Here is a 19,427-nt window from a genome sequence, read left to right as displayed (position 1 = left end):
GCATACCAGACCGTGGCTTTCGCGCCGCAGTCAGAATTTGGCGTAACGCGGTCGCTTGACGCGGGAATCCCTCCCGCCTAGCTTCCCGGCTCCACAGACGACGTGACCGGAAAGGAGGGTCAGCAAAGATGAAAGTCATCCCAGCCACCGCCCTCACCGCACGCGCCGCCGCCGGGTCCTCCTGCTGACCTGAGACTTCCCCGGCCCGCGCGCCATCCGCGCCCGCCCCAAGGAATTCTCCCCTGTCCGCCGACCCGCGCTGGACGTTCCAGCCGCTCCCCATTTTCCATGACGTCGCCGATGCGCGGACTCTCGCAGCATCCCCCGCCGTCATCCGACACCAACGGCTCAAATGACCGACCTTCACGACGATGAGGACGATAACCGTCCCCGCACCCTGACCAACAGCCAGGTGATCGCCTTCATGGCGGGACACTGGATGGGCGAGCCCCGGCGGTTTGTGCTGATCGCGGTGCTGATGCTGGCCTCGACGGCCTGTGACCTGTCCATCCCCTGGGCGACCCGGGGCCTGATCGACGCGGTGGCGACCCCCACCTCGCCCACCGACAAGGCCTGGATCGCCTGGGCCAGCCTGTCGGCCCTGTACCTGGCCTTCTACAGCCTGCGCAGCGGCATGTTCCGCCTGTCCAACGGCTACTATTCGCGGATCATGGCGCGGATGGTGACGGGGGCGTTCGGGCGCGTGCAGGCCTTCTCCGCCGACTGGCATGCCTCCAACTTCGCCGGCGCCACGGTGCGGCGGGTCAGCCGCGCCATGTGGGGTTATGACAGCGCCTCTGACGCCCTGCTCTGGATGCTGACCCCGACGCTGATCGTGCTGTCGGGCCTGGCCATCTCCATCGGTCTGAAGTGGCCGGCGGCCGGCGTGTTCGTGGCCGTGCTGGTGGTGGCCTTCGCGATCTTCAACATCGTGGTCTCGACCCACTACATCCGCCCGGCGAACCTGGCCTCGACGGCGCTGGACTCCCAGATCGGCGCCAACCTGGCCGACGCCATCGGCGGCAATCCGGTGGTGAAGGGCTTTGGCGCCGAGGCCCGTGAGGAGCAGCGGTTCTCCCGTCACGTGGACACCTGGCGGGCGGCCCAGCACAAGACCTGGAACGCCTTCAACACCGTCAGCTGGGGCCAAAACCTGTTCCTGGTGGTCCTGCAGGCGGGGCTGACGGGGCAGTTGGTCTATGCCTGGAGCCATGGTCAGGCGACGCCGGGCGACGTGGCCTTCGGCATCACCTCCTTCATCGTCATGGCCGGCTACATGCGGAACTTCAGCGAGATCACCCGGATGCTGCAGAAGGGCCTGGACGACATGGTGGACGTCGCCACCTACATGCGGACCGAGCCGCAGCTCGCCGACAAGGCCGACGCCAAGCCATTCCGCGGCGAGCTGGGGGAGGTGATCTTCGACCGCGTCACCTTCGGCTATGAGAACGCCGCCCGGCCGCTCTACCAGGACTTCACCCTGGTGGTGGCGCCGGGCGAGCGCGTGGCCCTGGTGGGGCCAACGGGGGCCGGCAAGTCCACCTTCGTCAAGCTGCTGCAGCGGCTCTACGACGTGCAGTCCGGCCGCATCCTCATCGACGGCCAGGACATCGCCCACGTGGCCCAGGGCTCCCTGCGGCGCGCCATCGCCGTGGTGCCGCAGGACCCGGCCCTGTTCCACCGCACCATCGCCGAGAACATCAGCTACGCCCGGCCCGAGGCGACGGAGGAGGAGGTGATCCTGGCCGCAAAGCGGGCCCGCGCCCACGACTTCATCGCCGGCCTGCCCAAGGGCTACGACACCCTGGTGGGCGAGCGCGGCGTGAAACTGTCGGGGGGCGAGCGCCAACGGGTGGCGATCGCGCGCGCCTTCCTCGCCGACGCGCCGATCCTGGTGCTGGACGAGGCGACCTCGTCCCTGGACGTCGAGACTGAGCGTCAGGTGCAGGCGGCGATGGAGGAACTGATGGTGGGCCGGACCACGGTGGTCATCGCCCACCGGCTGTCGACCATCCGGGGCGCCGACCGCATCCTGGTGTTCGAGGGCGGCCAGCTGGTGGAGGAGGGCCGTCATGCGGACCTCGTGGCGAGGGGCGGCGCCTATGCCCGCCTGCATGCTGTGACGGAGGCCGGCGCGTGACCGAGCACTACGAAGAGGCCGACGAGTCCGCCAACCGGGTCCTGAGCAACCGCAAGGTCCTGGGATTCGTGATGGGCTACTGGCTGCGCAGGCCCTGGCTGCTGGCCGGCACCCTGGTGACCACCCTGGCCGGCATCGGTTTCGACCTGGCCCTGCCCTGGGCCTCGGGGCGGTTGGTGGACGCTGTCGCGGCGGGACCGTCGTCGCAGGACCTGGCCTGGGGCGCCTGGGGTCTGTTCGTGGGCGTCTATCTGGTGGGCTCCCTCATGCGCAACCTCGCGCCGCGGTTCTGGATCCCGCTGGCCGCCCGCAACATGCGCGAGATCACCGAGGAAGGGTTCGGTAAGGTGCAGTCGTTCTCGGCCGACTGGCACGGGGACAACTTCTCGGGCGCCACGGTGCGCAAGCTGAGCCGCGCCATGTGGGGCTATGACGAGGTGTCCGACGCCGTGGTCATGTGGCTGGGCCCGGCGCTGGCGGTGCTTCTGGGCCTGTCGGTGATGATGATCCTGCGCTGGCCGCTGGTGGGGCTGTTCTCGCTCGCCACGGTGGTCTTCTACATCGCCTCCAACATCTTCCTGACCACCACCTTCGCCCGGCCCCTGAACCTCAAGTCCGTGGGTCTGGACAGCCGGATCGGCGGGGCGATCTCCGATTCCATCGCCTCCAACGCCACGGTGCGCGGCTTCGGCGCCGAGGACCGGGAGTCGACGCGCATCGCCGGCGTGACCGCGCTGTGGTCCACCGCCGTCCAGCGCACCTGGACCCGGTTCACCGACATCTGGCTGGTGCAGAACCTGCTGCTGGTGCTGTTGCAGGCGGGGCTCACCGGCCTGCTGCTGCGGCTGTGGGCGCGGGGCGAGGCGACCGCAGGCGACGTGGCCTTCGGAGTCACCTCCTTCATGCTGATGAGCGGTTACCTGCGCAACATCGGCGACAACATCCGCATGCTGCAGAAGGGGCTGGACGATGTCGAGGACGTGGCCCGCTACCTGACGCTCGCGCCCCAGGTGGCCGATGCGCCCGGCGCTCCGGCCTTCGCCGGAGACCTGGGGGAGGTGGTCTTCGATCACGCCACCTTCGGCTACAAGTCGGCCCAGCAGACGCTCTATCGCGACTTCTCGCTGACCATCGCGCCGGGGGAGCGCATCGCGCTGGTGGGGCCGACGGGGTCGGGCAAGTCGACCTTCGTCAAGCTGGTGCAGCGGCTCTATGACCTGGACTCCGGCCGCATCCTGATCGACGGGCAGGATGTGGCCAAGGTGACCCAAGGCTCCCTGCGGCGCGCCATCGCCGTGGTGCCGCAGGACCCGGCCCTGTTCCACCGGACCATCGGCGAGAACATCAGCTATGCCCGGCCCGGCGCGACCGCCGACGAGATCGAGCTGGCCGCCCGCCGCGCCCGGGCCCACGACTTCATCACCAAGCTGCCCAAGGGCTACGAGACCCTGGTGGGGGAGCGGGGCGTGAAGCTGTCGGGGGGTGAGCGCCAGCGGGTGGCGATCGCGCGCGCCTTCCTCGCCGATGCGCCCATCCTGGTGCTGGACGAGGCCACCTCCTCCCTGGACGTGGAGACCGAGCGGGAGGTGCAGGCGGCCATGGAGGAGCTCATGGTGGGCCGCACCACCATCGTCATCGCCCACCGCCTGTCGACCATCCGCGGCGCCGACCGCATCCTGGTGTTCGAGAACGGCCAGGTGATCGAAGAAGGCCGCCACGCCGAGCTGGTGAAACGGGGCGGCGCCTATGCCCGGCTGCACGCGGTGACGATGGGGGTGGGATAGCCCTCTCCTGACCGTCATGGCCGGGCTTGTCCCGGCCACCCATGATCTCCGAGGTCCAGCAAGCACCCCCGGCGACGCCGTGTTTCCTGCGGCGAGGCGGAGATCATGGGTCCTCGGGACAAGCCCGAGGATGACGGTTGTTATGGTTGCAAGGCCGCGGACAACGAAGTCGCCAAATCGCCCTTGGGTTCGACGCGCACCGAGACGAGCCCCAGCCAACCCGCCATCAGCTTCAGTTCCGCCGCCAGCAGCCCGGGCGTTTCTGCATTGGCCCAGGGTTCGGCGTGGGCCGACTGCACCACCAGGACGCCGGCCTTGCGGTCGGCCTTGAGGTCGACGCGGGCGGTGATGGCCTCGCCCTGCAGGAAGGGCAGGACATAGTAGCCGTGCACCCGCTTGGGCGCTGGCGTGTAGATCTCCAGCCGCACGCGGACGCCGAAGATCCGCTCGGTGCGCTCGCGGAACCAGATCAGGTTGTCGAAGGGCGACAGCAGGGCGTTGGCGGTGATCTTGCGCGGGCGGCGCGCGGCGGGGTCGAGATAGGCCGGCTGGTCCCAGCCCTTCACGGACACCGGCGTCAGATCGCCGGCCTCAACGAGTTCAGCAAGACGCGCCTTGGTGTCGGCCACCGGCATGCGGAAATAGTCCCGCAGGTCGCGTTCCGTCGCCACGCCCTGGGCGCGGGCGGCGATGCGCAGCAGTTCGCGCTGGGCCTCGTCGCGCGGCGGGGTGGGGGCGTCGCGGACCGACTTGGGATGGACGTCGCCCGGAAGCCCGTAGACTCGTTCGAAGGTGGTGCGCCGGGTGGCCGTCGTGATCTCGCCGGCCCAGAACAGGCACTCCATGGCCCGCTTGCCCTCGCTCCAGCCCCACCAGCCGCCCGCCCCCTTCTTCTCGCCGATCTCCAGTTCGCCCGCCGAGATGGCGCCGCGGGTGTGAATCTCAGCGAGCGCCTTGTCGATGAAGGGCCGGTTCTCGCGCAGGAAGCGGGCGACGCCCTTCCAGAGGCCGACGCCCTCGCGAGCATCCTGCATCCGCCAGCGCATCAACGGCTGCAGGGCGTGGAGGGCCAGGGACGCCTCGTGCATCCAGTACTCGAACAGGACCGGCTTCCTGCCCCAGGCCAGGGTCTCCAGCAGCGTGCGGGGATAGACGCCCAGCCGAGAGAACAGCGGCAGGTAGTGGGTGCGGCTGACCACATTGACCGAGTCGATCTGCAACAGGCCCAGCCGCTCGATAGTCTTGATCAGGTGGCGCTTGCCGGGTTCAGCGGGTCGACGGTCGGCGAAGCCCTGGGCGGCCAGGGCGATGCGCCGCGCCTCGAGGGCGGTGAGGGTGTGCGTCATGAGCGGGTGAGGCCGAGGGCCTGGATGATGATCTCGGCGGCCTGCTCGGGCGCATTCGCCCCGGTGTCCACCACCAGTTCGGAGGCGATGGCCGGATAGTCCCAGACCCCCTTGGCGCGGAGATCCCGCAGCATCTCCAGATCCCGCAGCTTGCCGAACTGGACGCGCGACTCCGCATCGATGCGCCGCTCCTGCTCGGCGACGGGGGCGGTGAGCTCGACGAACCGCACTCGGCCGCCGTGCCGCTCCACCACCGCTTGCGTATCGGCTGGGAAGGTCACGGGAACCGAATGTTCGGGCGCGAAGGTGAAGACGAGCGACCGGCCGATCTTCGCGGCCTCCTCGAAGACCGACAGCCACATCTGCTCGCGCAGCCGGATGAAGGGCTCAGTCCCGAACTCGAACACCGCGTAGACGGCGTCCACCACCAGGTGATTGTGGAACAGGGCGAACCCGGTGCGGGCGGTGAGCTCGCGCGCCACCGTCAGTTTCCCGACCGCGGCCGGGCCGTGCAGGAAGATCAGCTCCATCGCGCGCCTACCGCTCCAGGCGCCCGTCGGTGAGAGCCTCGATCTCGAAGGGGAAGACCACCTTGGGGTCCGGGTCCTTGATCTTCTTGGCGATGTCCTTGGGCGCCATGGCGTTGACCAGGTAGCGCAGCACATTGAGCCGGCCTTCGGTCTTGTCGTCGTTGCGCACGCAGACCCAGGGGGTGCGGGGCGCATGTGTGCGCTTCAGCATCTCGTCGCGCGCCTTGGTGTAGTCGTCCCACTTGGATTGGGCGGCGGCGTCCAGCGGGCTGGACTTCAGCACCTTCAGGGGATCGGTGCGGCGTTCCTCCAGGCGCTTGGCCTGCTCCTTCTTGGAGACGTCCAGCCAGAGTTTCACCACGACGAGGCCGCTCTCCACCAGCATGGCCTCGAATGTGGAGACGTCACGCAGGAAGTTCTCGTGCTCCTCGGGGGTGCAGAACCCCATCACAGGTTCGACGCCGCCACGGTTGTACCAGGAGCGGTTGAGGATCACGACCTCGCCGGCCGCCGGCAGGTGACCGACATAGCGCTGGAAGTACCACTGGCTGCGTTCGCGGTCGGAGGGTTTGGGCAGGGCGATCACCCGGGTGGCGCGGACCGAGAGGTGCTCGATCACCCGCCGGATCGTGCCGTCCTTGCCGGCCGCATCGCGGCCCTCGAAGATGATCAGCACCTTGGCGCCGCTCTCCATCGCCCTCTGCTGGGCGCGGACCAGGGCGAGCTGGGCCTGCTCGAGATCGTTGAGGTCGTCGGATTTATCAGATTTGGACATGACGCAAGCCTAGTCCAGAAACGCGGCGCGGGCAGGGAAAAATCCCGCCGGGAGCCGCTGATGACAGACCTCGAAATCACCCTGGCCCAGCCGCACGAGCGCGAGGTGCTTGAGAACCTGATGCAGCTCTATGTTCACGACTTCTCGGAGCAGTGGTCGGACCAGCCCCGCGGCGAGGTGGGAGGGGACGGCCGGTTCGAGCCCTATCCGCTGGACCCCTACTGGAGCGATGCGAGCCACGTGCCTCTGCTGTTGCGCAGGGGCGGCCATATCGCCGGCTTCGCCTTGCTGGACGCCCACAGCCATGCGGGCCGCACGGTCGACCGCAACATGGCCGAGTTCTTCATCCTGCGGAAACACCGCCGGGGCGGGGTGGGCCTGGCCGCGGCCCATGCGATCTTCGCCCGCTATCCTGGTGTCTGGGAGGCGGCGGTGGCCCGGCGCAACATCGGCGCCCTGCACTTCTGGCGTAGGGCCGCGGCGCCCTATGCGGACGTCGAGGAGACCGATGTCGCCAGTGACGACTGGAACGGCCCGGTGCTGCGCTTCCGGGTCTAGGCGACCGGCAGGGGCTCCATGCCGAGCGCCCGGCGGAAGGTGTTGTGGTAGTGGTGCAGCGGGGGCTCGTTGCGGCCAAACAGCAGCTGATCCTGCAGGCCGGCGGCCAGGGCGCGCTGGGTGGTCTCGGCGGTGGCGTAGTCCTCGGCGGCCACGACCGCGGTGAACCCTTCCGCAAACAGCATCGCCATGCCCGGATTCTCCGCCAGGACCTCGCGGTCGAAATAGTAGCTGATCTGGGAGATCGAGCGTCCGGGGTCCTGGGGATCGGGATAGACCCGCACCACCGCGATGCGCTTGTTCCCGACGTTCACCACCACGTTGGGAAACAGGAAATAGACCGGGAAGCCGCCCTGCTCGATGGTCCAATCGGCCTCCGGCTGACCACGCAGCTCGTCGATCCCTCTCAGGCACAGGATCATCCGATGGTTGCGGTCGTAGGACCGGTAGGACAGCACGTCGCCGTGGAAGTTGTTGGCCAGGGTGTCCTTGTGCAGGCGCTTGAAGTGGTAGGTCTCGCCGAAGGTGTCGGTGGCCAGCTTCCAGTTCAGCTTCATGTCCAGGGTCTGCTCGTGAGCCAGGACGTAGCGGCCCCAATCCCAGTGCTCCAGATCGTCGGCGACACCCTGGAAAAGGGTCTCGGTGTCGATCACGCCCTTCGGATCGGAATGGACAAGCAGGAAGCCGAACCGCTCGGCGGCCGGCAGTTCGATCAGGCCCAGGCACGCCTTGTCGATGGTCCCGAACTGGTCCTCCTGCGGCACGCCGATCAGGGCGCCGGAGGAATCATAGGTCCAGGCGTGGAAGGGGCAGGAGAACCGCGACTTCCGGCCCCGGCGGGCCTGCTCCACCATCGGGCCGCGATGCCGGCAGGAATTGAGGAAGGCGCGGACCTGGCCCGCCTTGTCCCGGGTCACCAGGATCGGGATGCCCAGGTCGCTGCAGGTGATGAAGCTGCCGGGCTCGGGCAGGTCGGCGGTCATGCCGACGATCTGGGGATGGCCCCGGAAGAAGGTCTCCCATTCGCGGCCGGCCAGGTCAGGACAGGTATAGGTGCTGGCCGGGCAGGACATGACGCCGCCGGCGTCGGCGTTCACGCCCTCGTCGAGTTGGGACATCAGTTCACGCAGGACTTCGATCTGGACAGCGGGTTTCATGTCGCGGGAGCCTCGGTGGGGATGGCGGCGCTGAGCACGCGGAAGGTGGTGGCGATCTGGTCACGGCGGGCCTGGAGGGGCTGGGCGCGGCGGCTGGACACCCGCATGCCCTGGTTGACCAGCATGAGGAAGGCGGCGAGTTCGTCAGCCTGGTCTGGAGCGCATCCAGCGTCGCGCAGGCAGTCCTCGAACCCCGCCTGAACCTGCGCCAGCCGCGCGGCGGCGTGGGCGCTGAGCCCGTCATCGACATCGGCCATTTCCAGCACGGTGTTCACCAGCAGGCAGCCCCATTCGGCGTTGCCGCCGGGCGGGTCGACGACGCTACGGTCGAAGAACTGGCGCAGCGCCTCCAGGGGCGGTTGGCCGGTGCGGGCGCGGGCCAGGATCTGCAGGGTGCGGCGGGCGAACAGGTCGAGGCATTCGACCATCAGGCCGCGCTTGTCGCCGAAGGCGGCGTAGAGGCTGCTGCGGCTGATGCCCATGTCAGCGAGCAGGTCGGGGAGGGAGGCGGCCTGGTAGCCCTGGCGCCAGAAGACCCGCATCGCCCGGTCGAGGGCGGCGTCGCGGTCGAATTCCAGGGGGCGGGCCATGGCGATGTTGTGGACCGATCAGTCCAGAATCGCAAGCGGCGTTTGACGCGCTCGTTTTGGGGCTGTGAGCAGGCGTTTCCTCTCAGGCCTTGCCGCACTAGAAGCGTCCCATGATCCGCCTCTTCGTGCCCCAAGATCTCGCCGCCACCCTCGCCCTGCCGTTGGATGACGGGCAGAGCCGCTATCTGGCCGCCGTGATGCGCCAAGTGGTGGGCGACGAGCTGCTGGTGTTCAACGGCCGGGACGGGGAGTGGCGGGCCACCATCATCGAGACCGGCAAGCGCCGGGTGATCCTGCGGGCCGACGCGCTGGAGCGGGCGCAGAGCGTGGGACCGGACCTCGACCTGGTGATCGCGGTGGTCAAGCGTGGGCGGCTGGAGACCATCGTCGAAAAAGCTGCCGAGCTGGGCGCCCGCCGGGTGCAGCCGGTGCTGACCGAGCGGACCAACGCCGACCGGGTCCGCGTGGACCGCCTACAGGCCATCGCCGTGGAGGCCGCCGAGCAGACGGGCCGTCTGGACGTGCCGGAAATCCTCGAACCGGTGAAGCTGGACAAGCTGCTGAAGGGCTGGAGCGGCCGGCGTCTGCTGTTCTGCGACGAGGCCGGCGACGCCAAACCTGTGATCGAAGCGCTCTCAGGTGTGGCTTCCGAGCCATGGGCGATCCTGATCGGACCGGAGGGCGGGTTCTCTCCCAGCGAGCGCGAACGCTTGCGCAGCCTCGATTTCACGGTCCCGGCGACCCTTGGTCCGCGTATCCTGCGGGCCGACACCGCGGCCATCAGCGCCATGACCCTGTGGCAAGCTGCGCTGGGCGACTGGCGAACCACTTGAGCTTTCGAGAATTGCGCCCACCTGAGTGAACGGCGTAAAGATCGCCGCCGTTTGGGGATAGACGCCCGTGCGGCGTGTTTGTGTGGGTTGGGGAGATACATATGGCCGACGTCCTGGGCGACGACCGACCCCTCACGTTCGAGGATCTGGTTCACTGGTTCGAAGAAGGCGAGAAGCCTGCCGAACAATGGCGCGTGGGGGCCGAGCACGAGAAGTTCGTGTTCCGCCTGGGGTCCCACCAGCCGGTGCCCTATGACGGCGAGAAGGGCATCAAGGCGCTGCTGGACGGCCTGACCCGCTTCGGCTGGAAGGGCGTCTATGAGGGCGAGCACATCATCGCCCTGGAACGCGGCAAGGCCAATGTGAGCCTGGAGCCGGGCGGCCAGTTCGAGCTTAGCGGCGCGCCGCTGGAGACCATGCACGACATCTGCGAGGAGACCGGGACCCACCTGCAGGAGGTAAAGGTCGTGGCCGACGAGCTGGGCCTGGGCTTCCTGGGCCTGGGTCACACGCCGATCTGGAAGCGTGACGAGGTCCCGGTCATGCCCAAGGGCCGCTACAAGATCATGCGGGAATACATGCCCAAGGTCGGCGGTCTGGGCCTCGACATGATGTTCCGCACCTGCACCGTGCAGGCCAATCTCGACTTCGGCTCCGAGGCCGACATGATCGCCAAGTTCCGGGTGAGCCTGGCGCTGCAGCCCATCGTCACGGCCCTGTTCGCCAACTCGCCGTTCGTGGAGGGCAAGCCGTCGGGCTGGCTGTCGAGCCGCGCACGCATCTGGACCGACACCGACGCCGACCGCACCGGCATGCTGGGCTTCGTCTTCGAGGACGGGTTCACCTACGAGACCTACGCCCGCTACGCGATGAACGTCCCGATGTACTTCGCCAAGCGCGACGGCAAGTACATCGACCTGGCGGGCAAATCCTTCGTCAAGTTCATGGCCGGCGAACTGCCCGAGATGCCCGGCCAGCGCCCGAGCATCAAGGATTGGGCCGACCACACCACCACCCTCTTCCCGGAAGTGCGCCTCAAGCAGTACCTGGAGATGCGCGGCGCCGACGCCGGGCCCTGGAGCCGGCTCTGCGCCCTGCCGGCCCTGTGGACCGGGATCTTCTACGACCAGGCGGCCCTGGCCGCGGCCTGGGACCTCTGCAAGGACTGGTCGGTGGACGACCACGAGCGCCTGCGCGCCGACGTGGCCCGCATCGGCCTGAAGGCCCAGGTCAATGGCCGCAGCGTGCAGGACGTCGCCAAGGACATGGTGGCGATCGCGCGGGCTGGCCTGAAGAACCGCAACCGCCTGAACGGCGGCATGATCGACGAGACCGGCTACCTCACCGAACTGGAGGAGATTGCCGACAGCGGTGTCACCCCGGCCGAGCGCCTCCTGGAACTGTACAATGGCCCCTGGGCCGGCGACGCCAGCAAGGTGTTCGAAGCCTTCGCGTATTAGGATCGCGATCCCTTCTCCCCTTGCGGGAGAAGGATACCTCTCGATTAAACTCCCTCGGGCCTCGGCTTTTCATCGGTGTTGGCCGGCCAGTGTTCCTTCTGGCTAGCGCCGGAGCCTGAGTCGGTGTGCTGCACAGCCTCGTCTATAGTGCGACGTTCGGTGTGGACGTGGGTGGGGTCGACCTCGCCGTCGGCAACCTCGTAGATCTCGAACTTGTCGGGGTAGAAGGCCAGCCGCTCCCGGATCTGCTCCATGGCGGGGTAGGGCTCCTCATAGGTCCAGACGCCGTTCTCGGCGAACTCGCCGTCCATCAGCACCGTGTAGTAGGCCGCGTCGCCCTTGTACGGGCAATGGGTCGAACGATCGGTGCGAGAGAAGTACTCCATGGAGACGTCCTGCCGCGGGAAGTAGATGGCCGGCTTGTAGGCGGCCTCCTTCAGCACCAGGGCGTCGCCCGAATCGGCGATGACGTGGCCGGCGAACTTCACGCGCCAGCGGGAGCTGCCGGGGCTGATGGTGATGGGGTGGTCGGGACCGGGGATTTTCATGGGACGCGCCTCCTAGGCCTGCTTAACGCCTGAGATGGGGAGCCGGGTCCAGCCTTGCCATGGCAGGGGTGGCGGCTTGCTTGTGCTGGCGCCTTGGCCGTGATCTTCTCGCGCCAAACAAGCCCGGCGGGGGTGAAACAACCCCGATCGCTGCCGGCCTCCCAAGGATCGGAAGACCGACTTCATGTTCAACCTCGTCGTCATGCTCGGGATCGTCATCACGCTGGTGACCGGCCTGCCCGTGCTTCTGCAGCTTTTGAAAAATCACCCGCGCGGGCTGATCATCCTGTTCTTCGCCGAGATGTGGGAGCGGTTTTCCTATTACGGGATGCGCGGCATCCTGATCTTCTACCTGACCCAGCACCTGCTGTTCGACCAGGCCACGGCCTCGGCGCAGTACGGCTCCTACACCGCGCTGGTGTACCTGCTGCCGTTGTTGGGGGGACTGCTGGCCGACCGTTATCTGGGCACCCGCAAGGCCGTGGCCTTCGGCGCCCTGCTGCTGGTGGCCGGGCACTCGATGATGGCCTATGAGGGCCGCCCCGCGACCCAGACCCTGGAATATGCCGGGCAGAAGTACGAGGTGGCCGCGGAAGGTCGCGTCGACGCCCGCGAGGTGCGCCTGATCGTCGGCGGCAAGCCCTATGAGTTCGGTCCCGCCGACGGCGGCGGCCTGGAGATCAAGGGCCTGACGGGCGGTCCCCTGCCCTCGGTCCTGCCCAAGGACAGCTTCAAGATGGAGACCACCCAGGACAAGAGCGGCGTGAACGCCTTCTACCTGGCCGTCTCCCTGATCATCATGGGGGTGGGCTTCCTGAAGCCCAACATCTCCACCATCGTCGGGCAGCTATATCCGCAGGGCGATCCGCGGCGCGATTCAGGCTTCACCCTCTACTACTACGGCATCAATCTCGGCGCCTTCTGGGCCTCGGTGCTGTGCGGGCTGCTGGGCCAGACGGTGGGCTGGTGGGCGGGCTTCGGCCTGGCCGGGGTCGGCATGGCGGCCGGCTTCGTGGTCTTCGTGCTGGGCAAGAAGCACCTTCAGGGCAAGGGCGAGCCGCCGAACCCCGAACTGCTGGCGCGCCCGATCCTGGGCCCCATCAACCGCGAGTGGCTGATCTATATCGGCGGGATCCTGGGCGTGGGCCTGGTCTGGCTGCTGGTGCCGCGCAACGATCTGGTGGGCCTAGCCCTGTCGGCCTCCATCGTCGTCTCGCTGCTGGTGATCGCCTATGTCATCGTCGTGGCCTGCAAGACCTGGGTCGAGCGCCAGCGGATGATGCTGGCGGTGATCCTGATCTTCGGGGCGGTGGTGTTCTTCACCCTGTTCGAGCAGGCCGGGACCTCGCTGAACCTGTTCGCTTCCACCAATGTCGACATGACCATCACCCAGCACGCGGTGAGCGTCCTGGGCGTGCCGATCGGGACGCCGGACCAGATTCGGGCCATCGGCCTGGACCCCACCCGCGACCTGTTCATCGACTCCACCATCGGGGCGGCCCAGACCCAGTCCTTCAACGCCGCCTTCATCCTCATCTTCGCCCCGATCTTCGCGGCGCTGTGGGCCTATCTGGCCAAGCGCAACCTCGACCTGAACCCGACCATGAAGTTCGGCCTGGGCCTGCTGCAGGTGGGCCTCGGCTTCCTGGTGGTGGTCTGGGGCGCGGGACTGGCGGACGCCAGCTTCCGGGTGCCGCTGATGCTGCTGGGCTTGCTCTACCTGCTGCACACCACCGGCGAACTCTTCCTGTCGCCGGTGGGCCTGTCGGAGATCACCAAACTGTCCCTGCCCTCGGTGGCCAGCTTCATGATGGCGGTCTGGTTCCTGTCCTCCTCCATCGCCCAGTTCGTGGGCGGCAAGATCGCCGGCCTGATGGGCACCGAGAGCATCGGCGGCCAGGTGCTGGACCCGCACGCGGCCCTGGAGGCCTCGCTCGCCGGCTTCACCACGCTCGGCTGGGCCGGTGTCGGCTGCGGGGTGTTCTTCGTGCTGATCAGCTTCCTGGTCCGAGGCTGGGCGCATGGCGTGGAAGCCACCAAGCACCCGGACCCGGAGCTGCTTTAGGCGGCTGACGCCCCCTCTCCCTCACCGGAGACGGGGCGTCCGGCTAGAAGGTTTTTCTCACCCGGATATAGAGGCCGCGCCCGAACTGGATGTCGCTGTCGTCGACATACTTCACCGGGGCGGTGTTGCGTGGTCCGGCATAGGCTGTCGTGGTGTGACGAAAGCCGCGCTCGGTGGCGTTGTTGAGCTCCGCGCGGACGGTGAGATCGGGTTTGGGCTTCCACTCGGCGAACAGGATGACGAAGGTCTTCAGCTTGTCGGTGTAGATCGCGTTGTATTTGTAGGAGGTCTGGCGCCAGGCGCCGAACACGTCGGCGCCCCAGTTCATTCGCCACTGGGGAAGGTCGTGGGTGAAGTGGGCCTCCCATTCCAGGGGCCGCAGGCGGGAAATCTCGCGTTTCTCGCCCGTTGTGGGGTCGGTGACCTCTGACCGCCGCCACGTGGATTGGCCGCGCAGCTGGGCGCCCTTCAGGACCCTGTCCAGGGGCAGGGTGGCGTTGAAGATCAGCTCGTCCTTGGTCCCATCGCCGATATTGCTGGGGGCGTCGAACACCTGGGTTCCGGCGAAGATCGGCGCCCGGTCGATGACGTCGGTGAGCTTGGAATGGCGCAGGGTCAGCACCACCGCGCCCTTGGTCCAGAACCGGCGCTCGAAGGCCAGCTCGCTCACCCAGGCCTGTTCCGGCGTCAGGTTGGGATTGCCGACCGCGAAGCCGCCGTTGTTGGGGGAGGAGTCGGCCACGAAGTCCTGGAAGTTGAGCTGGCCCACGACCCGCTCGTAGCTGAAGCGGACCTGGCTCTTATCGTCGGGCGCCCAGCTTCCCGCGACCCGGGGCTTGAGGAAGTAGAGGGTCTTTTCCAGGGCCACGTCGCCCTCTGAGGTGAGGGAGGAGCCCTCGTAGCGCAGGCCGCCCTCCAGGGTGAGGGTAGAGAAGGGCTTCCACACCGCCTTGCCGAAGGCCTCGCCCCGGGTCTCGGTGACCTTGACGTCGGCGGCGGGCAGCTTGTCGGGGACGCCGTTGCTGAGCTGGTCGGTCTCGCTCTCCAGGATGTTCAGCGCGCCTTCGCCGCCCGCCTCGAAGGACAGGGTCTCGCTCTGGCGGTATTTCAGCACCGCGCGGCCGATGGTCTCGCTGGTCTTCTGGTCCAGGTAGAAGTCGCCGTTGAAGCCGGCCGACCGGAACGGCGAGACGATGTCGTGCCCCGCCAGCTTCTGAAGGCCGATAAGTTCCAGGTTGGTGCGGCCGCCCAAGGCCCGCTCGTAGCGGGCCCCGAACTCGGCCTGGTACTCGTCGTCGCTATAGGCTGACGACTCCAGGGCCGGGGCCGGGAATTTGATCCAGTCGAGTTGGTTGAACTCGTACCAGTTCCAGAAGCCGCGGGTGTTGAGCTTCAGCTTGCCGCCGGCGAAGGGGGTCTCATAGGCGCCGGTCACCACCCACTGATAGGCGCGGCCATGGCTGTCGATGTCGGACGAGATCAGCGGCGTGCCGGCCGCCGAGACCTGCACGTGGTGGCCGGGGCCGGAGCCGTCGTCGATGCCCTGGCCATAGCGCAAGCCGCCTTCCCAGTTCCCAGGCCCGGCCTGACCGGAGGCTTCGAGCCGGATGCCGGAGCTGTTGCGGCCGTCGTCCATGACGTGATTGTTGGCCAACGCGATCAGGCCCTGGAAGCCCGAGCCCTTCACCTTGACCACATTGGCCAGGACCGACTTGCCTTGCATGTCGATGCCCGGCGCGCCGCCGCGGATCAGCTCGACATGGTCCACCTGCTTGGCCGGGATGCGGCGCAGGATCTCCTCGATATCGTCGGTCTTGGAGGTGGGCCGCGCGCCGTCGATGAGGATGTTGCCGGCCGCGCCCTCGAAGCCGCGCACGTCGTCGCCGCCATCGATGGAGAAGCCGGGCAGGCGCTGCACCATGTCCAGGGCCGTGGTCGGGCGCTGCTCGGCGAAGTAGGCCGGGGGATAGCTGATCACACCCTGGGTCGCGGGCGGGGCTTGCGCAGAGGCGATGGCCGGTGCGGCGGCGGCCAGGGCGGCGATGAGGCTCAGAGCGTGTATCATGTGACGGTTCCCCCAGTGCCCGCGCAACTGGCCAGCGCCCTGGGCGCCATGCCAATTAAATGCCCGTAACCTGGATTAATTCGCCGAAAGGTTCGGGGTCCTGCGAGAACTACATTTGTAATTCTCAATGGAAACTACAAACGTAATTTTTTCTGTCAACCGGTGTTATCGAGCGCGCGATCTTTACCGTCGCGCGCCCTCGGGCCTTTTGCATTTTGCGTGCGACGGGCGGCTGAACCGGTATCCAGTTCAGGCTGTCACGCTTTAAGGTGGCGGCCATGCGCGCCGGCCAACTGAAGCTGAAGATCCAACTGCTATGCGGCGATGACCTGGCCATCGGCCCAGGCAAGGCCGACCTCCTGGAAGCCATCGACCGTGAGGGCTCCATCTCCGGCGGCGGCCGCGCCATGGGCATGAGCTATCGGCGCACCTGGCTGTTGGTGGACACCATGAACCGCTGCTGGACGACGCCGCTGGTGGAGGCCACGCCGGGCGGTGGCCAGCAGAAGGGGGCGCGGCTCACCGACGCCGGTCGGGAGGTCCTTTTCGCCTATCGCACCCTAGAGGCGCAACTGCTGGGCGCCGCCGACAGTCCGGCCCTGGCGGTGCTGTCGGGGTTGTTGCTGGCCGACCCCAAGCCGCCGCGCCAGGGGGTCAGCCCCGGCACGTCCTCGGCAGGGAAAAGCGCGGGTCGGTCCCGAAAGTCCGATCCATAAGGGTCGCCAGGAAGACCGTGAGGTCGGCCACCTGGTCGTCGGACGCGAGCCGCATGCTGGACGGTGTTAGACGCTGGTCCCGCCGACGGTCAGTCCCGTGATCTTCAGCGAGGGCTGGCCAACGCCGACGGGCACGCTCTGGCCTGACTTGCCGCAGACCCCGACGCCGGGATCGAAGCCGAAGTCGTTACCGATCATGGTGATGCGGGTGAGCGCCGAGGGGCCGTCGCCGATCAGGGTGGCGCCCTTCACCGGGCTGGTGATCTTGCCGTCCTCGATCAGGTAGGCCTCGGTGCACTGGAAGACGAACTTGCCGTTGGTGATGTCCACCTGGCCGCCGCCGAAATTGGCGCAGTAGAGGCCGCGCTTGGTGGCCTCGATCATCTCCGAGCGCGGGGTGTTGGTGGTCCCGTTGTCCATGCCGGTATTGGTCATCCGCGGCATCGGCATGTGGGCGTAGGACTGGCGGCGTCCGTTGCCGCCGGCCTTCATACCCATCAGCCGGGCGCTCATGCGGTCGTGCATGTAGCCGACGAGAATGCCGTCCTCGATAAGCACGGTGCGCTCCGTGGGGGTGCCCTCGTCGTCGACGGTGAGCGAGCCGCGGCGGCCGGGCAGGGAGCCGTCGTCGAACACGGTGACGCCGCGGGCGGCCACCTGCTCGCCGATGCGGCCGGCGAAGGCCGAGGTGCCCTTGCGGTTGAAGTCGCCCTCCAGGCCGTGGCCGACGGCCTCGTGCAGCAGGATGCCGTTCCAGCCGGCGCCGAGGACCACGTCCATCTCGCCGGCGGGGCAGGGGACGGCGTCCAGGTTCATCAGGGCCTGACGCAGGGCCTCCTCCGCCTGCTCCTGCCAATTGGCGGCGCTGATCCAGTTCTCGAAGCCGGCGCGGCCGCCGGCGCCGGTGAAGCCGTTCTCGCGGCGGCCGTCTTTCTCGACGGTGACCTGGACATTGATGCGCGACAGGGGCCGTACATCGCGGATCAGCCGGCCGTCGGCGCGCAGGATCTCCACCGTGCGGCGCTCACCGGACATCGAGGCCATGACCTGTACAACCCGGGGGTCGCGGGCGCGGCACCAGGCGTCGATCTCCTGCAGCAGGGCGACCTTTTCGGAGAAGGCCGGCGAGGCGGTGGGATCGTCCTCGCCATAGAGCTTGGTATTGGTGGCGCGCGGCGCTTCATCGGAACCAGAGATGCCGTCATAACCGCGCTTGGCGAGCGAGGCCGAGGCCGCCGCCCGGCGGATCGAGGCCTCGGAGATTTCGCTGGAATGGGAGTAGCCGGCGGTCTCGCCCGCCACCACCCGCAGGCCGAAGCCTTCGGACGAATCATAGGCCGCCGATTTCAATCGTCCGTCGTCGAAGAGGAACGATTCGCTCTCGGAACGCTCGACGAACAGTTCGCCGTCATCGGCGCCCTGGAGTGCGTCCCCAAGGATTTCGCGGGCCCGTTCGGGGGAGACGCCGGCGGAATCCAGGATGGAGGGGGCGGGGGAGTGGGCGTTCATGAGCGCATTGCCTTGACTGACTTGGACCAAGAGATAGGGGCTCCAGAGCCCCCCGTCACCCCAAACCGCGCCCCGCAGCGCCTTTCGGGCCCCGCAAGCGCCGCCCGCCCGTTCATCGATCATGGGTCGGCGCGGCGTGCGTCACATCGTCCAGAGCCCCTTGGCCCACCGCAGATTCCGCCCTCTGGCGACCTGCTCGCGCCATAGGGGGCTCTACCGCCTTGGCAAGGCGTCAGCGAGCGCGTATGCACCGCGCTGAAGGGCCGGGCCACGTCAGTTTGCGGGGCGCGTTCCTCTAATACGGCGGTGGCGGCGGCGATCGTATCGGCGAGACGCGGCCGGCCAAGCAGACCGAGGGGACATGAAGTCGAGGTTTCAAGGGATGCGAGCGCTGGCGGCAGGCGCCGCGGCGGGCGCGATGACAGCGTTTTGGGGCCTTTCGGCCCTGGCGGCTGAAGAACTCGTGGGGCAACCCACGCCGGGCGCGATCAATCTGCAGCCGGGGGTGACCCCGCTGCGCGACGACGCCATCTTCTTCCATGATAAGATCCTGCTGCCGATCATCACGCTGATCTGCTTGCTGGTGCTGGGGCTGATGATCTGGATCGTGGTTCGCTACAACAAGCGGTCCAACCCGATCCCGGCCAAGTGGAGCCACAACACCCCGATCGAGATCATCTGGACGGTGCTTCCGGTCCTGATCCTGATGGGCATCTCCATCTTCTCGTTCAAGCTGCTGTTCGCCTACCACGACATGCCCAAGCCCTACATGACAGTGAAGGCCACGGGGTATCAGTGGTACTGGGGCTTTGAGTATCCCGACAACAAGATCGGTGAATACGTCTCCAACATCCTTCCCGAGGACGAGGCCAAGGCCAAGAACGTCCCCTATCGCCTGGCGGCCACCGAGCCGCTGGTGGTTCCGGTCAACCAGGTGGTCCGCGTTCTGGTCACCGGCGCCGACGTGATCCACGCTTTCGCGGTCCCCTCCTTCGGGGTGATCACCGACGCCGTCCCCGGCCGGGTCAACGAGACCTGGTTCAAGGTGGACCGTCCGGGCATCTATTACGGCTCGTGCCGTGAGCTGTGCGGCGTCGATCACGCCTTCATGCCGATCGAGGTCCATGCCGTGAGCCAGGCCGAATACGACGCCTGGGTCGCCAAGAAGGGCGGCTCCGCCGTCGGCGCCAAGCCCGAGGCTCCGGCCGCGGCGGACGCCGCGGTTGCGGTCTCGGCCACTGCGCCGGCCCCCGCCTCGCCCATGAATCCCGCCGCGCCGGCTCCGGCGCCGGCGACGCCGACTTCCACGCCGCCTGCGCCCGTTCCGGCGCCGGCCGCGCACTGATCTAGG

At 67.7% G+C, this 19,427-nt stretch carries 16 protein-coding genes; 8 read left to right on the top strand and 8 right to left on the bottom strand.

The genetic code is table 11. From position 1 onward, the window contains the following. The first annotated feature begins 352 nt into the window (after nucleotides 1–352). Nucleotides 353–2,140 (top strand): ABC transporter ATP-binding protein, encoded by a 1,788-nt coding sequence (locus JKL49_RS17575; RefSeq protein ID WP_215342195.1) that lies wholly within the window; start codon nucleotides 353–355, stop codon nucleotides 2,138–2,140. Further along, nucleotides 2,137–3,924 carry an ABC transporter ATP-binding protein gene (locus tag JKL49_RS17570; protein WP_215342193.1) on the top strand — a complete coding sequence of 596 codons (1,788 nt, stop codon included), beginning with the start codon at nucleotides 2,137–2,139 and terminating at the stop codon, nucleotides 3,922–3,924. The genes JKL49_RS17575 and JKL49_RS17570 overlap by 4 nt, the downstream gene beginning before the upstream one ends. Nucleotides 3,925–4,064: 140 nt before the next feature. Here JKL49_RS17570 and JKL49_RS17565 read toward each other — a convergent pair whose 3' ends face one another. From JKL49_RS17565 to ppk2, 3 genes are read right to left on the bottom strand one after another with little or no spacing between them, the layout of a single operon-like run. Beyond that, the gene (locus tag JKL49_RS17565; protein WP_215342191.1) at nucleotides 4,065–5,270 is read right to left on the bottom strand and encodes a winged helix-turn-helix domain-containing protein; all 1,206 of its coding nucleotides are present in this window, start codon (nucleotides 5,268–5,270) and stop codon (nucleotides 4,065–4,067) included. Continuing rightward, nucleotides 5,267–5,800, bottom strand: a complete 534-nt coding sequence (locus JKL49_RS17560; protein ID WP_215342189.1) for a P-loop nucleotide/nucleoside kinase family protein — start codon at nucleotides 5,798–5,800, stop codon at nucleotides 5,267–5,269. Before JKL49_RS17560 ends, JKL49_RS17565 begins: the two co-directional genes overlap by 4 nt. Nucleotides 5,801–5,807: 7 nt before the next feature. Beyond that, complete coding sequence (gene ppk2, locus JKL49_RS17555; RefSeq protein ID WP_215342187.1) at nucleotides 5,808–6,575, bottom strand: polyphosphate kinase 2; 768 nt, start codon at nucleotides 6,573–6,575, stop codon at nucleotides 5,808–5,810. A 60-nt stretch (nucleotides 6,576–6,635) separates the two neighbouring features. Here ppk2 and JKL49_RS17550 point away from each other — a divergent pair, with 60 nt between their 5' ends. Continuing rightward, a complete protein-coding gene (locus tag JKL49_RS17550; RefSeq protein WP_215342185.1) occupies nucleotides 6,636–7,133 on the top strand; it encodes a GNAT family N-acetyltransferase in 498 nt (165 codons plus the stop codon). Here the strand turns inward: JKL49_RS17550 and JKL49_RS17545 are convergent. Both JKL49_RS17545 and JKL49_RS17540 read right to left on the bottom strand, forming a co-directional pair. Then, entirely contained in the window at nucleotides 7,130–8,290 is a 1,161-nt protein-coding gene (locus JKL49_RS17545; protein ID WP_215342183.1) for an aromatic ring-hydroxylating oxygenase subunit alpha, read from the bottom strand. The genes JKL49_RS17550 and JKL49_RS17545 overlap by 4 nt on opposite strands. Then, a complete protein-coding gene (locus JKL49_RS17540; RefSeq protein ID WP_215342181.1) occupies nucleotides 8,287–8,880 on the bottom strand; it encodes a TetR/AcrR family transcriptional regulator in 594 nt (197 codons plus the stop codon). The genes JKL49_RS17545 and JKL49_RS17540 overlap by 4 nt, the downstream gene beginning before the upstream one ends. A 110-nt stretch (nucleotides 8,881–8,990) precedes the next feature. Here JKL49_RS17540 and JKL49_RS17535 point away from each other — a divergent pair, with 110 nt between their 5' ends. Together JKL49_RS17535 and JKL49_RS17530 are read left to right on the top strand one after the other, a co-directional pair. Continuing rightward, complete coding sequence (locus JKL49_RS17535; protein WP_215342179.1) at nucleotides 8,991–9,713, top strand: 16S rRNA (uracil(1498)-N(3))-methyltransferase; 723 nt, start codon at nucleotides 8,991–8,993, stop codon at nucleotides 9,711–9,713. A gap of 101 nt (nucleotides 9,714–9,814) precedes the next feature. Further along, on the top strand, nucleotides 9,815–11,173 hold the full coding sequence (locus JKL49_RS17530) for a glutamate--cysteine ligase (protein WP_215342177.1): 1,359 nt from the start codon (nucleotides 9,815–9,817) through the stop codon (nucleotides 11,171–11,173). Between the two features lie 44 nt (nucleotides 11,174–11,217). Here the strand turns inward: JKL49_RS17530 and JKL49_RS17525 are convergent, their stop codons facing one another. After that, nucleotides 11,218–11,721, bottom strand: a complete 504-nt coding sequence (locus JKL49_RS17525) for a DUF427 domain-containing protein (RefSeq protein WP_215342175.1) — start codon at nucleotides 11,719–11,721, stop codon at nucleotides 11,218–11,220. Between the two features lie 184 nt (nucleotides 11,722–11,905). Here JKL49_RS17525 and JKL49_RS17520 point away from each other — a divergent pair, with 184 nt between their 5' ends. Continuing rightward, nucleotides 11,906–13,786: a peptide MFS transporter gene (locus tag JKL49_RS17520; RefSeq protein WP_215342173.1), complete on the top strand. Its 1,881-nt coding sequence runs from the start codon at nucleotides 11,906–11,908 to the stop codon at nucleotides 13,784–13,786. A gap of 43 nt (nucleotides 13,787–13,829) precedes the next feature. Here the strand turns inward: JKL49_RS17520 and JKL49_RS17515 are convergent, their stop codons facing one another. Next, complete coding sequence (locus JKL49_RS17515; protein WP_215342171.1) at nucleotides 13,830–15,851, bottom strand: TonB-dependent receptor plug domain-containing protein; 2,022 nt, start codon at nucleotides 15,849–15,851, stop codon at nucleotides 13,830–13,832. Nucleotides 15,852–16,129: 278 nt separating this feature from the next. Between JKL49_RS17515 and JKL49_RS17510 the strand changes: the two genes are divergently transcribed. Beyond that, the gene (locus JKL49_RS17510) at nucleotides 16,130–16,567 is read left to right on the top strand and encodes a winged helix-turn-helix domain-containing protein (protein ID WP_215342169.1); all 438 of its coding nucleotides are present in this window, start codon (nucleotides 16,130–16,132) and stop codon (nucleotides 16,565–16,567) included. A gap of 66 nt (nucleotides 16,568–16,633) precedes the next feature. On the opposite strand, the gene tldD is transcribed toward JKL49_RS17510, so the two are convergent. Further along, nucleotides 16,634–18,076, bottom strand: a complete 1,443-nt coding sequence (tldD, locus tag JKL49_RS17505; protein WP_215342167.1) for a metalloprotease TldD — start codon at nucleotides 18,074–18,076, stop codon at nucleotides 16,634–16,636. Between the two features lie 361 nt (nucleotides 18,077–18,437). Here tldD and coxB point away from each other — a divergent pair, with 361 nt between their 5' ends. Further along, nucleotides 18,438–19,421 carry a cytochrome c oxidase subunit II gene (gene coxB / locus JKL49_RS17500; protein ID WP_215342165.1) on the top strand — a complete coding sequence of 328 codons (984 nt, stop codon included), beginning with the start codon at nucleotides 18,438–18,440 and terminating at the stop codon, nucleotides 19,419–19,421. Nucleotides 19,422–19,427: the final 6 nt, after the last annotated feature.

Source organism: Phenylobacterium glaciei (genome assembly GCF_016772415.1).
GTDB lineage: Bacteria > Pseudomonadota > Alphaproteobacteria > Caulobacterales > Caulobacteraceae > Phenylobacterium > Phenylobacterium glaciei.
The sequence above is the reverse complement of the archived record's forward strand: the minus strand, read 5'-3'. Positions and strand labels throughout refer to the sequence as shown.

What these genes read in the sequence shown, in the direction of transcription:
- ppk2 (WP_215342187.1), bottom strand. Translation starts at nt 6,575, where the DNA reads ATGTCCAAATCTGATAAATCCGACGACCTCAACGATCTCGAGCAGGCC.
- JKL49_RS17525 (WP_215342175.1), bottom strand. Translation starts at nt 11,721, where the DNA reads ATGAAAATCCCCGGTCCCGACCACCCCATCACCATCAGCCCCGGCAGC.
- JKL49_RS17535 (WP_215342179.1), top strand. Translation starts at nt 8,991, where the DNA reads ATGATCCGCCTCTTCGTGCCCCAAGATCTCGCCGCCACCCTCGCCCTG.
- JKL49_RS17515 (WP_215342171.1), bottom strand. Translation starts at nt 15,851, where the DNA reads ATGATACACGCTCTGAGCCTCATCGCCGCCCTGGCCGCCGCCGCACCG.
- JKL49_RS17540 (WP_215342181.1), bottom strand. Translation starts at nt 8,880, where the DNA reads ATGGCCCGCCCCCTGGAATTCGACCGCGACGCCGCCCTCGACCGGGCG.
- JKL49_RS17530 (WP_215342177.1), top strand. Translation starts at nt 9,815, where the DNA reads ATGGCCGACGTCCTGGGCGACGACCGACCCCTCACGTTCGAGGATCTG.
- JKL49_RS17550 (WP_215342185.1), top strand. Translation starts at nt 6,636, where the DNA reads ATGACAGACCTCGAAATCACCCTGGCCCAGCCGCACGAGCGCGAGGTG.
- JKL49_RS17565 (WP_215342191.1), bottom strand. Translation starts at nt 5,270, where the DNA reads ATGACGCACACCCTCACCGCCCTCGAGGCGCGGCGCATCGCCCTGGCC.
- JKL49_RS17510 (WP_215342169.1), top strand. Translation starts at nt 16,130, where the DNA reads ATGCGCGCCGGCCAACTGAAGCTGAAGATCCAACTGCTATGCGGCGAT.
- JKL49_RS17520 (WP_215342173.1), top strand. Translation starts at nt 11,906, where the DNA reads ATGTTCAACCTCGTCGTCATGCTCGGGATCGTCATCACGCTGGTGACC.
- JKL49_RS17575 (WP_215342195.1), top strand. Translation starts at nt 353, where the DNA reads ATGACCGACCTTCACGACGATGAGGACGATAACCGTCCCCGCACCCTG.
- tldD (WP_215342167.1), bottom strand. Translation starts at nt 18,076, where the DNA reads ATGAACGCCCACTCCCCCGCCCCCTCCATCCTGGATTCCGCCGGCGTC.
- coxB (WP_215342165.1), top strand. Translation starts at nt 18,438, where the DNA reads ATGAAGTCGAGGTTTCAAGGGATGCGAGCGCTGGCGGCAGGCGCCGCG.
- JKL49_RS17560 (WP_215342189.1), bottom strand. Translation starts at nt 5,800, where the DNA reads ATGGAGCTGATCTTCCTGCACGGCCCGGCCGCGGTCGGGAAACTGACG.
- JKL49_RS17545 (WP_215342183.1), bottom strand. Translation starts at nt 8,290, where the DNA reads ATGAAACCCGCTGTCCAGATCGAAGTCCTGCGTGAACTGATGTCCCAA.